10 protein-coding genes, 1 other RNA gene and 1 pseudogene are annotated in these 12,347 nt (G+C 72.2%); 2 read left to right on the top strand and 10 right to left on the bottom strand.

Features of this window, described 5'->3' with window-relative positions; all coding sequences use genetic code 11:
* Window positions 1-314: 314 nt before the first annotated feature.
* The gene (locus tag JJV70_RS23510) at window positions 315-644 is read left to right on the top strand and encodes a hypothetical protein (RefSeq protein ID WP_374227301.1); all 330 of its coding nucleotides are present in this window, start codon (window positions 315-317) and stop codon (window positions 642-644) included.
* Here the strand turns inward: JJV70_RS23510 and JJV70_RS14220 are convergent.
* The 6 genes and pseudogenes from JJV70_RS14220 to ftsE all read right to left on the bottom strand — a co-directional run.
* Window positions 604-1,554, bottom strand: a pseudogene (locus JJV70_RS14220) (LysR family transcriptional regulator); the annotation flags it as partial. The gene JJV70_RS23510 and the pseudogene JJV70_RS14220 sit on opposite strands and share 41 nt — an antisense overlap.
* 379 nt (window positions 1,555-1,933) lie before the next feature.
* Window positions 1,934-2,304: a transfer-messenger RNA gene (gene ssrA / locus JJV70_RS14225) on the bottom strand.
* Between the two features lie 232 nt (window positions 2,305-2,536).
* A complete protein-coding gene (smpB, locus tag JJV70_RS14230; protein ID WP_219048247.1) occupies window positions 2,537-3,016 on the bottom strand; it encodes an SsrA-binding protein SmpB in 480 nt (159 codons plus the stop codon).
* Between the two features lie 17 nt (window positions 3,017-3,033).
* Window positions 3,034-4,188 carry a S41 family peptidase gene (locus JJV70_RS14235; protein WP_219048248.1) on the bottom strand — a complete coding sequence of 385 codons (1,155 nt, stop codon included), beginning with the start codon at window positions 4,186-4,188 and terminating at the stop codon, window positions 3,034-3,036.
* A gap of 78 nt (window positions 4,189-4,266) precedes the next feature.
* On the bottom strand, window positions 4,267-5,178 hold the full coding sequence (gene ftsX, locus JJV70_RS14240) for a permease-like cell division protein FtsX (protein ID WP_219048250.1): 912 nt from the start codon (window positions 5,176-5,178) through the stop codon (window positions 4,267-4,269).
* 19 nt (window positions 5,179-5,197) lie between these two features.
* Complete coding sequence (ftsE, locus tag JJV70_RS14245; protein WP_219048251.1) at window positions 5,198-5,887, bottom strand: cell division ATP-binding protein FtsE; 690 nt, start codon at window positions 5,885-5,887, stop codon at window positions 5,198-5,200.
* A gap of 222 nt (window positions 5,888-6,109) precedes the next feature.
* Between ftsE and JJV70_RS14250 the strand changes: the two genes are divergently transcribed.
* Window positions 6,110-6,301, top strand: coding sequence for a hypothetical protein (locus JJV70_RS14250; protein ID WP_219048253.1), 192 nt, complete (start codon window positions 6,110-6,112; stop codon window positions 6,299-6,301).
* A gap of 118 nt (window positions 6,302-6,419) precedes the next feature.
* Here the strand turns inward: JJV70_RS14250 and JJV70_RS14255 are convergent, their stop codons facing one another.
* From JJV70_RS14255 to JJV70_RS14270, 4 genes are all read right to left on the bottom strand, one after another.
* Complete coding sequence (locus JJV70_RS14255) at window positions 6,420-7,355, bottom strand: hypothetical protein (RefSeq protein WP_219048255.1); 936 nt, start codon at window positions 7,353-7,355, stop codon at window positions 6,420-6,422.
* A gap of 287 nt (window positions 7,356-7,642) precedes the next feature.
* Window positions 7,643-8,758, bottom strand: a complete 1,116-nt coding sequence (gene prfB / locus JJV70_RS14260) for a peptide chain release factor 2 (protein WP_219048257.1) — start codon at window positions 8,756-8,758, stop codon at window positions 7,643-7,645.
* A 146-nt stretch (window positions 8,759-8,904) separates the two neighbouring features.
* Window positions 8,905-10,113, bottom strand: coding sequence for a serine/threonine-protein kinase (locus JJV70_RS14265; RefSeq protein WP_219048258.1), 1,209 nt, complete (start codon window positions 10,111-10,113; stop codon window positions 8,905-8,907).
* A 129-nt stretch (window positions 10,114-10,242) separates the two neighbouring features.
* A complete protein-coding gene (locus JJV70_RS14270; protein ID WP_219048259.1) occupies window positions 10,243-11,985 on the bottom strand; it encodes a serine/threonine-protein kinase in 1,743 nt (580 codons plus the stop codon).
* Window positions 11,986-12,347: the final 362 nt, after the last annotated feature.

Genomic DNA, 12,347 nt, shown 5'->3' on the forward strand with positions numbered 1-12,347 from the left:
CTCACCAGCACCGGCAACGGCTTCAACAACCCAGTGAAGAACTGGGACAGCATCACCGACTCCGGCAGCAGCTGGACCTGGGACAGGATCAACACCGTCTAGTACCTGGTACTTCGGCCTAACGTCGCGATCTTGGGTCGGCCCAAGTCGGGAACGGGTACGGCCACCGCGTGACCATCGGGGGTTTTGATATCTCCTGAAGATCATGCGGTGGCCGCAGGCCATAGCGTAGACCTGCTCGGTGGCGGTCGATGTTCGGGCGCCCTGATCGTGGATGAGACGGCTTCCTGAAGAAGGGCCACGCCTCAGCGGGCGTGCAACGCCAGGGCACCGCCACCGCCGGCCGCATCGAGGACAGTCAGGTCGGCGTGTTCCTCGCCTACACCACCGGCCAGGGACGGGCCTTGATCGAACACCGCCTCTACCAACCCGAACACTTCTGGTGTGCCGAGACCGGGCGTCGCAGAGGGGCAGGAGTTCCCGGCCGCACCGAGTTCGCCACGAAGCCCCGACCCCTTCGGTACAGCGGCCAGCGCGCAGGCGGGACGCGACGGGGCGGGTTCGGCACGCGGCGGGCAGGGCGTCACGTGGTGTCGGCCAGGGCCGCTCGGCCGGGGGTAGCCAGGCGTCGGCGGGACGGGTGAGCCAGGCGTGCCGGGCGGCCAGCTCTCGGGCGGCATCCAGCAGGGCCGTGAGCGCGGGATGGCGCAGGTCGCGGCGCCACACGACGGAGACGGGAGACAGCGGCACCGGGTCCACGACGGGGCGCAGCACCGTGCCGGGAACGTCCACCATCATCTCGCTGGCGAGCACCAGCCAGCGGCGGGAGCGGACGACGCGAATGAACTCCGCGTCGCCCTCGATCTTCGGGAACGGGGGTGCCACGTGGATGCCGCGCCCGGCGAAGAGCGTGCGGGCGTAATCCGTCCACTCGGTGGTCTCCTCGTTGCCCGCCCCGGCGTACAGCGTCTCACCGGCCAGCTCCGCGAGCGGCACCCGTGGCAGGGCCGCCAGGCGGTGGTCGTCGGGGAGCAGCACGCTCACGCGTTCGTAGCGCAGGAGCCGGTGGGACAGGTGGGCGCGGGCGGCCGGTTCGAGTCCGGCGACGCGGCCGAAGGCGACGTCCACCCGGCCCGCCGCGATCGCGGGCACCGCGCCGGACAGCCCGCTGTAGTAACGGGCGACGAACTCCCACCCCGGCGCCAGGGCCCGGGCGGCGTCCAGGACCAGCTGTCCCGTGGCCGCTTCCGCGCCGACGTCCACCACCAGCGGGCGGTCGGTGGGGCCGGACGCGGCGGCGGCCAGGTCGGCGTAGGCGGCCAGCACGCGCCGCGCGTACGGGAGCAGGCGCTCGCCGTCCGGCGTCAGCGTCACGTGCCGCGTCGTACGGGCGAACAGGGCCGCACCCAGTTCGCGTTCGAGGCGCCGGACGTCCCGGCTCAACGCCTGCTGCGCGACGTACAGCCGCGCGGCGGCCCGGGTGAAGTGCAACTCCTCGGCGACGGTGACGAAGGCCCGCAGCAGGCGCGGGTCGGGCGGAGTGGTGGGGGCGATCGGCACTCCGGTATTTGACAACACAGGTGCGTGAAAGGCCAGTCAGCAGGTGTTGGACGGAGCGAGCCGGGTGCCGCGAGGGTGGTGGACATGCCGCAGTTCTCCCCGGGCGCCGCATCCACGCGCCCCGTCTTCACCCTGTCCGGAACCACCCTGATCGCCCACCACTGGCCCTCACCACACCCCCAGCGACCTCACGACGAACCCGCCGACCGCAGCCGCCCCTACGCCCCTCTGTTCACCCGGCTGTCCCCAGTGGCAGGCGCCCTGCTGGGACGCCTGCCGGGCACTCGCCCCCAAAGGCGCTGACGCGCGACGCATAACGCACGACAAAGGCGACGCCGCCCGCGCAGTGCACGGGCTGACGTCGCCTGTCGTGGTGTGGAGATGGCGGGAATCGAACCCGCGTCCAACGGAGCGGAAGGAGGGCTTCTCCGAGCGCAGTCTGCTGTGCTTTTCTCGGCCCCGGCAGTCACGCAGACAAGCTGCCGACGGGCTCAGTCACTGTGTGATGTCCCGGCAGGCCCCGTGACCGGGCCTACGCGGTGAGTTCCCTAGCTGATGCCAGGAACCGGGTCGGGAACGCACCCGGGCTGACACTTCACACTCGCTACTTAGGCAGCGAGGGCGAAGGAATCGCGCTTGGTGTTGGCGATTATTTTTTTGCGGCACATGGTTAACGAGATCATTGCCGCGTTCCTCGGCTCGCTTCCCCTGCTTCGACATCCGCTGTCGAAACCGATCATCCCCATGTTGAGTTGACAACCCACCGGCGGTGCCGGTGGCGCTGAGGCCATCGTAGTGGACCAACCCGGGAGGAGGCCAACGTATTCCCCCGGCCGGGGGCCTGCTCCGCTCCCGCTCCTCCCCCGGCTCCCGGGCTCCGTGCCGGGTCCCGCTTCCCCGCCCCGCTGCGCGTCACCCTTCGCGAGGTGTCGCTCACGCATGGTGCGCGGAGGGGGCGTCGCCGACAGGTGCCCGGCTAGCGGCGGGCGCGGCGGCGGGCGGCGGAGATCGCGCGTTCCGCCTCGCGGCGGTCCTGCTTCTCCCGCAGCGTCTGCCGCTTGTCGTACTCGCGCTTGCCCCGGGCGAGCGCGAGTTCCACCTTCGCCCGGCCGTCCTTGAAGTACAGGGCGAGCGGGACCAGTGTCAGGCCCGTCTCCTGCACCTTGCCGGTGAGCTTGTCGATCTCCGCCCGGTGCAGCAGCAGCTTGCGCTTGCGGCGGGCGCTGTGGTTGGTCCACGTGCCCTGGCTGTACTCGGGGATGTGCACGTTGTGCAGCCACATCTCGCCGCCGTCGAGCTGGGCGAACCCGTCCACGAGCGAGGCGCGGCCCTGGCGCAGCGACTTGACTTCGGTGCCGGTCAGCACCAGTCCGCACTCGTACGTATCGAGGATGACGTAGTCGTGCCGGGCCTTCTTGTGCTGCGCGATGAGTTTGCGACCGGTCTCTTTTGCCATAGCCGGGCCATTGTTCCTCACCCGCGGGTGGCGAGGCCACTCAATACCGTGCGGGCCTTGTCCTGGGCGTCCTCACCGGCGTTCACGGCGACGTCCGGGGTGAGCCCGGTGCCCTCCAGTGAGCGGCCGCCGGGCGTGAGGTAGTGGCCGACGGTCAGCTCGGCGACGGAGCCGTCCGGCTGGACGTGCGGTACCTGCACCGCGCCCTTGCCGAACGTCGGCGTCCCCACGACCAGCGCCCGCCCACGGTCCTGGAGCGCTCCGGCCAGCAGTTCGGCGGCGCTCATGGAGCCGCCGTCCACCAGGACGACGAGCGGGCTGTCGGTGTCGCCGCCGGGCGCGGCGTGCAACGCGCGCTGGCCCTCGCCCTCGCCATAGGTGGCGACCAGGCCGCCGTCGAGGAAGGCGGAAGCGGCCTCGGTGGCTTCCAGGAGCAGGCCGCCGGAGTTGCCGCGCAGGTCGAGCAGGATCCCGTGGCCCGGTGGCACGGCGGCGACGGCGTTGCGCAGCCGCTCGCCGGTGCCCGCGGTGAACGCGCTGACCTGGATACGGGTGACGTCGCCCGGCAGGTGCTCGGCGGTGACGCTCCGGGTGTCCACCACGGCGCGCTCCAGCACCTCGCTGAAGTGCCGCCCGTCGCGGCTCAGGCCCAGGGTGACGGCGGTTCCGGCGGCGGGGCCGGGGTCCGCGTCGCCGCGCAGCAGGGCGACGACCTCGGTGACGGGCATGCCGCGCACGTCGGTGTCGTCGATCGTGTGCAGTGCGTCACCGGCGCGCAGGCCAGCGCGGGCGGCGGGGCTGTCCTCGGTGACGCGGGCGACGCGCGCCGGGCCGGTGCCGCCGCGCACGGTCAGGCCGACGCCGACGTACTCGCCGTCCAGTGTCCGGCTCAGGTCGGCGAACTCGCGGGCGGTGTAGGCGGTGGACCAGCGGTCACCGCTGCGGCTGACGGCCTCGTGGGCGTCGGTGGCGGCGGCGCGCTCGTCCCGGGGGGCGGCGCCGGAGAGGGCGGCGCGGCCCGGGGTGCCTGGCGCGGCGTCCACGGAGGCGTCGGCCTCCGGCGTCCACGAGCCGGAGGCGAACCCGGTCAGCAGGACCCCGGTGAAGACGAGGGGCAGTGCGGCCCCGCGGCCGATGCGGCGAGGCTGGACGAACATCCACGAGCCCGACATGCTGCGGAGTCTAGGACAGGAGCGGGCGCCGTACGGAAGGTTGACCGCAGGGCGCCCGCGTTCTATCTCACACCAGTTTCACACCTTCAGGTACTTGCGCAGCGTCAGGAACGCGGCCAGCGCGGGCATCAGCAGGCCCACGGCCAGCACCAGCGGCAGCACCTTCCACAGCGCGTCGTAACCGATGAAGCTGATCAGCGGCACCTTCTCGGCCAGGAAGTTGTCCACGAGCGCGAACTTGCCCGTCAGCAGCAGCACTCCGGCCAGCATCCCCCCGACGAGGCCCGCGATGGCGGCCTCCAGGATGAACGGCATCTGGATGTAGAAGCTGGACGCGCCGACCAGCCGCATGATGCCCGTCTCCCGGCGCCGGGAGAACGCCGAGACGCGCACGGTGTTGACGATCAGCAGCATCGCGACGACGAGCATCAGGCCCATGACGAACAACGCCGCGTGGCGCAGCCCGTCGAGCAGGCTGAACAGGTTCTCCAGCAGATCGCGCTGGTCCTGCACCTCCTGCACCCCGGCCCGGCCCGCGAACGCGGTGGCGATGACGTCGTACTTGCCCGGGTCCTTCAGCTTGACCCGGTAGGACTCCTGCATCTGCTCCGGGGTGAGCGAGGAGGCCAGCGGGGAGTCCTTGAACTGCTCCTGGTAGTGCTGGTACGCCTGTTCGGCGGACTCGTAGTAGACCTTCTCGACGACGGCGAGCTTCTCCAGGTCCGCCTTGATCTCGCGCTTCTGCTGACCGGTGACGGCGCCCCGGTCACAGCTGGGGTCGTTGTCGGCGTCGTTCTTGTTGCACAGGTAGATCGACACCTGGACCTTGTCGTACCAGTACCCCTTCATGGAGTTGACCTGCTGGTTCGCCAGGAGCGCGCCGCCGAGCAGGGCGAGCGAGATGGCCACGGAGATGATGACCGCGAACGTCATCGTGAGATTGCGCCGGAGACCCGTGGCGATCTCCGACAGAACGAACTGGCCGCGCATGGCGTGTACTCCGTGCCTTTCAGTGCTGGTAGCCGTAGACGCCGCGCGACTGGTCGCGCACGAGCCGGCCCTGTTCGAGTTCGATCACGCGCTTGCGCATCTGGTCAACGATCTGCTGATCGTGGGTAGCCATGATGACCGTCGCCCCGGTCCGGTTGATGCGGTCGAGCAGCTTCATGATGCCGATCGACGTCTGCGGGTCGAGGTTGCCGGTGGGCTCGTCCGCGATGAGCAGCTTCGGACGGTTGACGAACGCCCGCGCGATCGCCACCCGCTGCTGCTCACCGCCGGACAGCTCGCCCGGCATCCGGTCCTCCTTGCCGCCGAGGCCGACCAGGTTCAACACCTCGGTGACCGCCTTGCGGATTTCCCCGCGCCGCCTGCCGATGACCTCCAGCGCGAACGCGACGTTCTCCGCCACCGTCTTGTTGGGCAGCAGCCGGAAGTCCTGGAACACGGTGCCCAGCTGGCGGCGCATCTGCGGCACCTTCCAGTGGGACAGCCGGCCCAGGTCCTTGCCGAGCACGTGAACCTGGCCGTGACTGGCCCGCTCCTCCCGCAGCACCAGGCGCAGGAACGTGGACTTGCCGGAGCCCGAGGACCCCACGAGGAAGACGAACTCGCCGCGCTCGATCTCCAGCGAGACGTCGCGGAGCGCCGGGCGGTTCTGCCGCGGATAGGTCTTGGAGACGCTGTCGAAACGGATCACTGATGCACACCACGTCGGGCTGGGTAGGAGCAACGGAAGCCGCGGCGCGGCCCCTGGTTCGGTGCAGTGACACTACGCGACGCGCGGGACGCGGCGCAGTCGGCATCCGGTATTGCGCACGTATGCGCCGCGGGTCGAAGCCTGGCAGAGTGGGAACCAGGAGAAACCCTTGGGGAACGAATCACTCCGCGAGGGCGTTGGCGCAGTAGAGGAGGAGATCGCATGACATGCGACCGACTGGTGTGCGCCAACTGCGCCGGGCCCGTCAGCGAGGCCCGCTGCGCGGTCTGCCGTGCCCAGCGTGAGCGGCTGCACCGGCAGGGGCCGCTGGCCGCGTGGACGCCCGCCACCCTGCTCGCGCTGCTGCTGGCGCTGCTCTCAGTGCTGTTCGTGGCGCGTCAGATGGCCTTCTGACGGCGCCCCGTTTCCCCCATGCCAATTCCCGCTTTATTCCACCAACACGCTGCGAGGACCCGGACACAGGCGGTGTCCGGGTCCTCGTCGCTTGTTCAGCGTGCTACGCGCCCGTGGTTCAGGCCGCGGCCGCGCCGTTCCGGCTCATCAGACGGGGCAGCATGCGGAAGCCCACGCCACCGGCGATCATGGTCGCCGCGCCGACGAGCAGGAACGCCGTCTCGGTGGCACCGGTCTCGGCCAGCTCCTCGCCGCCGCCCTGCGGGGCCTTGGGCTGGTCAGCCACCGGCTTCTGCTCCGGCGTGGTGATCTGCTCCTTGGAGCCCTGCGGGGTCTCGCCGGAGCCGTCCGGGTTCAGGCCGCCGCTGCCGGTGTCGCCACCGCCGTTGCCGCCGGTGGAACCCGTGGAGCCGGTGGAACCGGTCGAACCCGTGGAGCCGTTGCCACCGGTGGAGCCGCCGCCGGTGGAGCCGCCGGTGTCGCCACCGCCGTTGCCGCCGGTGGAACCGGTCGAGCCGGTCGAACCGGTGGAGCCCGTCGAGCCGCCGCCGGTGTCGCCACCGCTGTTGCCGCCGGTCGAACCGGTGGAACCGCCCTGGTCACCGCCGGTGCTGCCACCGGTGTCGCCGCCGCTGTTGCCGCCGGTCGAACCGGCCGTGCCGCCCTGGTCGCCACCGGTGCTGCCACCGGTGTCGCCGCCACCCTGGGCAGCCGCGCCACCCTGGTCGCCACCGCCCTGGGCAGCCGCACCGCCCTGGTCGCCGCCGGTGCTGCCACCGGTGTCGCCGCCGCCCTGGGCAGCCGCGCCGTCGGTGGTGCCGCCGTCGGTGTCGCCGCCGCCGTCGGTGCCACCGTCGGTGTCACCGCCGGTGAGGAGGCCGCTGGCCGAGACGCTGGCGACACCGGCGTCCTGCGTGGTGATCGGCTCGTCACTCTTCGCAGCCTCACCGGTGGCCGCCTGTGCGACGCCCGCGATCGTCAGCGAAGCGCCAGCGGCGAAAACCGAACCGGCGACGATGCGCGCAACGCGCACTCGCGTCGTGGAATTGGTCACTACCAACTACCCCCAGTAGCTGTTCATTGTCATCGGAGCAGCGGTACCGGGCGCTCATGGTGCCGGGGATTTCCATAGCGGGAGCCCATGGCCACTCGGTGACCGGGCGCCCCGTTCCGCCCCCACATGTGCACTCGTCCCTGACACACGCCTGCTGAGCGGACAGCTTTCCCAGTTTTCACACCAGCGTCAAGCGACGTCCGGGCGAATGGCACTGCCCAACCGGTCACTTACCGGCAAAGTCGGACACCTGTGTGCCGCGCGCCACAGTGGGCGCCGCGTCGGCGTCAGCTCTGCGGCGTCTCCTGCTGCTTACGCCAGCGGATTCCGGCCTCCAGAAAGCCGTCGATGTCACCGTCCAGCACCGCCTGCGGGTTGCCCACCTCGTGCTCGGTGCGCAGGTCCTTGACCATCTGGTAGGGCTGCAACACGTACGAGCGCATCTGGTTGCCCCACGAGTTGCCGCCGTCACCTTTCAGGGCGTCCATCTTGGCCTGCTCCTCCGCCCGCCGGTGCGCCAGCAGACGGGACTGCATGACGCGCAGCGCCGCCGCGCGGTTCTGGATCTGGGACTTCTCGTTCTGGCAGGAGACGACGATGCCGGTGGGGATGTGCGTCATGCGCACCGCGGAGTCCGTGGTGTTCACGGACTGGCCGCCGGGGCCCGAGGAGCGGAAGACGTCCACCCGCAACTCGTTCTCCGGGATGTCGATGTGGTCGGTCTGCTCCACCACGGGCATGACCTCGACGCCCGCGAACGACGTCTGGCGGCGGCCCTGGTTGTCAAACGGCGAGATGCGCACCATGCGGTGCGTGCCCTGCTCGACCGAGAGCGTGCCGTAGGCGTAGGGCGCCTTCACCGAGAACGTGGTGGACTTGATGCCCGCCTCCTCCGCGTAGGAGGTGTCCAGCACCTCCGCGGGGTAGCCACGGCGCTCCGCCCAGCGCAGGTACATGCGCTGGAGCTGCTCGGCGAAGTCGGCGGCGTCCACCCCGCCGGCCTCCGCGCGGATGCTGACCATTGCCTCGCGCGCGTCGTACTCGCCGGACAGCAGCGTGCGCACCTCCAGCTCGTCCACCGCCTTTTGCACCGCGGCCAGTTCACTCTCGGCCTCGGCGCGGGCGTCGGCGTCGTCCTCGGCGTCCGCGAGCTCGAACAGCACGCCGACGTCCTCGATGCGCCCGTGCAGCTCCTCGACCTTGCGGAGCTGGCCCTGGAGAAACGAGAGCCTGCTCGTCACCCGCTGGGCGTTGTCCGGGTCGTCCCACAGCGAGGGGGCCGCCGCCTGCTCTTCGAGCTCGGCGAGGTCGGCCCGCATCTTGTCGAGGTCGAGGACGGCCTCGATCGACTCCATCGTGGAGGCGAGGGACTTCAGCGCTTCGGATACATCGACGACTGCCACGGGTCCAGCGTACCGGCTGGGGGCGTGGGCCAGTGCGGCGTCTGGACCGGCCCGCGCGACGCCCACCCGGGACCGCTCGCGGCTCACCGCCAGGGTGAGGGGCACGCCCGGTCCAGTGGGCCAGCGGTGCCGTCCGGACAGCGCCGCTACCGGCTCTCCGGGGCCACCGCTGGGGGCGGGGCACCGTCGGTGGTGTTGTCGTCGGCCAGGACCAGGTAGCCGCCGACGGCCAGGAGCACCGCCGTGCCCGCGCCCGCCACCGTCAGGCGCATGCGGCGCCGGCGGTCGGCGGCCCGGTGCCGGGCGGAACCGGCGCGGGGCTGGCCCGGGGCGCGCGGGGAACGCGCGGTGCCGCGCGCGCCTCCGGCCAGCTCGTCGGCACCGGGCACCCGCATGCTGGTGTGCGTCTCGCGGTTCGCGGAGTCCGGTGCGGCGTGTCCGCGCACCAGCGGTACCGCGCCCCGGCGGGCGGTCGGCGCCGGGGCACCGGTGTCGGCGTCCTCGAAGCCGGTGAACTCCGGCTCGGGTTCGTCGATGTCGAGCGCGGGGTAGCCGACGAGTGCGGGCCGCAGCTCGCGCAGGCGGGCGGCCAGTTCGGGGGCGCGCAGCCGGGAGGCCGGGGCCTTGGACAGACACTGGTGGATCAGCCGCCACAGCTCGTCGGGGATGCCCGGCAGCGGGGCGACGGACTCGGTGACGTGCCGCCGCAGCACCGCGCCGGGGTGGCCGCCGCCGAACGGCGTGAACCCGGCCAGCGCCTCGTAGAGCACGGTGGCCAGCGCGTAGATGTCCACGGCGGCCCGGGGCGGCAGGCCCTCGACGATCTCGGGGGCGACGTAGTCGGGCGTGCCCACCACCCGGCCGCCGCCACCGCGCCGGGGCGCGTCGATGAGCTTGGCCACGCCGAAGTCGGTGAGCAGCGCGCGTCCGGTGCCCGCGTCGCGCAGGATGTTCTCCGGCTTGACGTCGCGGTGGACGTACCCGGCGGCGTGCGCGGCGGCCAGCGCGTCGGCGATGTCGGCGGTGACGGCCACGGCGTCGGCGGGGGTGAGGCGGCGCTCGCGGTCGAGCTGGGTGCGCAGGTCGGTGCCGCGCACCAGGTCCATCACGAGGGCGAGGTCGTTGCCGTCCACCACCAGGTCCCGGACGCCGACGACGTGCGGGTGGTCCAGGCTCACCAGCGCGGCGCGCTCCTGCACGAAGCGGCCTACCAGCTCCTGGTCGGCCGCCAGGTCCTCGCGCAGCAGCTTGATGGCGACGGGCCCTTCCGGGCCTGAGCCCTGCCACACCGTGCCGGCGCTGCCCCGGCCCAGGATCTGGTGGGCGGTGTAACGACTGCCGATCTTCCGTGCCATGGCGACCAAAGTACGCCGCGTTGGGCCGTCCGAGCGGCCCATCCGGCGGTAACCATCACCCCGGGGCGGGAAAATCGGCCACAGAAGTCGACAAATCGCCCCACTGGCCACTCCGTCGGGGCGCCGGGGTCAGCCGTTCGGGCCGGTGGGGCCGCCGCCGCTGTCCAGGTACGCGCCGACGCTCTCCCAGAGTTCACGCCCCCAGTCGGTGACGGTCTCCCAGAAGCTGCGGCCCTCGGCGACCCACTCGGGCACCGGGGTGAAGTTCCAGATCAGGGCGATGATCGCGGCGATGATCAGGATCATGAACAGGCAGCCCTTGAGGCAGCCGAGGCCCGGGATGCGCATGGGGTTGGCGCTGCGCTGCCGGCGGCGCGGCTCGCGGGGTGCCCGCGCCGGGGGACGCCGGTCGTAGCGCTGGTGCCGCGGCTCGTAGCGCTGCGGCGGGGACGGCTCATAGCGCTGTGGCGCGGGCGGGGCGTAGCCGTGCGGCGCGGGCGGGGCGTAGCCGTGCGGCTGCGGGCCTGGGGCGGGGGCGGGCGGGCGCGGGGCGTACTGCTGCGGGGACGCGGGTGGCTGCTGGTGGGGCGGCGGGGGCGCCGCCCCACGGCGCGGGGGACGGCGGCGCAGCGGGTCCTGTTCGGGGTCCAGCGGCTGGTACTGGGTCTGCTCGTTGCGGTCGCGGGCGGCACGGAGCTGGTTTTGCCACGGGTGCGCGCCGCCGTCACCCGGCTGCTGCGGCGGGGTGGGCGGCTGCTGTGGCATGACGGAGGTGGGGTCGGCGCCCGCAGCGCCCGCGGCTGCGGCGCCCGGGCCGGTGTGGGGCAGGACCGTCGTCGCCGCGTTGGCGTCGTAGCCGCCCACCGGGCCGGGGCCGCCGGTGGGCAGCGCCTGCGCCGGGTCGGAGGCAGCCGGGTCAAAGGCACCGGAGACCTGGCCCGGTCCGGGCACCGGGGCCGGGCTGGGGTCGGGGGCCAGCAGAGCCGCGACCCCGAGGGCGGCGGTGCGCTCGGCGGGGGCGGCGTCGGGGGCCAGGCCCGCGGCGACGGTGCGCAGGGCGTGGGCCAGGGCGACGGCGCCGGGCCGCTCGTCGGGGTTCTTGCGCAGGCAGCGTTCGATGACCGTCCACAGCGGGTCCGGGACGTTGTCGGGACGGCGCGGCTCCTCGTTCAGGTGCCGCTGAAGCACCTCCAGCGCGCTCCCGCCGCCGAACGGCGGGCGTCCGGTCAGCACCTCGTACAGCAGGATGCCCGCGCCGTAGAGGTCCACGGCGGAGGTCTGCGGGCGGCCCTCGGCGGACTCGGGGGCGACGTAGGCGGGGGTGCCGACGAACTCGTGGGCACGGGTGAGGCCCGGGGAGTCGGCGAGCCGGGCGATGCCGAAGTCGGTGAGCATCGGGCGCATGCCGCCCGCGTCCTCGGCGATGAGCACGTTGGCGGGCTTGAGGTCGCGGTGGACGATGCCGTCGGCGTGGCTGGCGGCGAGCGCGTCGGCGACCTGGGCCGTCAGCAGGGCGGCGGCGACGGGCGAGAGCGGACCGTTGTCCCGCAGGTAGCGGTGCAGGTCGGGGCCGTCCACGAGGTCCATGACCAGCGCGAGCAGGGTGCCTTCGACCACCAGGTCCCGGGTGCGGACGATGTTGCCGTGGGTGAGCCGCAGCAGGGCGGAGCGCTCGCGCAGGAAGCGCATGACGATGTCGGCGTCGTCGGCCAGCTCCTCCTTGAGCACCTTGATCGCGACGACCTCGCCGGGGCTGCCCGCGACGGCCGCCTCGGCTCCGGCCGTCTCGCGCTGCCGGCCGCGCCACACGGTGCCGGTGGCGCCGCGTCCCAGCGGCTCCTCCAGGAGGTACTTGCTGCCTACGGGCCGCACGTCATCGGCTCCCTGCTCGTCGTCGCTCGTCTCCGGCGGGGAGCGGACGCCGGTGACGGTCCCGCTCCGGGCACGGGCGGCCGCTGAGCGACGGCCCGTCCGGTCCACTGTAGTAGGACGGCCGCGCCCGGGGGCGCGCGTCGCGGGAGGTCAGCCGCCATCCACCGGGCAGCCGCCCCGGCCGTGGGGGCCGAGGACACGGCGGAGCCCGCATGATCCCGATACGAACGCGAATGGTCATAAGTGTCACCGCGAACGATGTGAACTCGATCACGTGCGCATACCCTTACGCGTTCCCCTGTGCAATCAAGATCATTGAGACGCGCTCGCGGCATGGACTGTCGGTCGCGGGTGGCAGGATG

It is taken from the genome of Streptomyces sp. JJ66, from assembly GCF_019303495.1.
Classification (GTDB): Bacteria; Actinomycetota; Actinomycetes; order Streptomycetales; family Streptomycetaceae; genus Streptomyces.

Excerpts from the sequence above, each read along its gene's own strand:
- smpB (WP_219048247.1), bottom strand. The coding sequence starts at position 3,016 with ATGGCAAAAGAGACCGGTCGCAAACTCATCGCGCAGCACAAGAAGGCC.
- JJV70_RS14235 (WP_219048248.1), bottom strand. The coding sequence starts at position 4,188 with ATGTCGGGCTCGTGGATGTTCGTCCAGCCTCGCCGCATCGGCCGCGGG.
- ftsX (WP_219048250.1), bottom strand. The coding sequence starts at position 5,178 with ATGCGCGGCCAGTTCGTTCTGTCGGAGATCGCCACGGGTCTCCGGCGC.
- JJV70_RS14250 (WP_219048253.1), top strand. The coding sequence starts at position 6,110 with ATGACATGCGACCGACTGGTGTGCGCCAACTGCGCCGGGCCCGTCAGC.
- JJV70_RS14265 (WP_219048258.1), bottom strand. The coding sequence starts at position 10,113 with ATGGCACGGAAGATCGGCAGTCGTTACACCGCCCACCAGATCCTGGGC.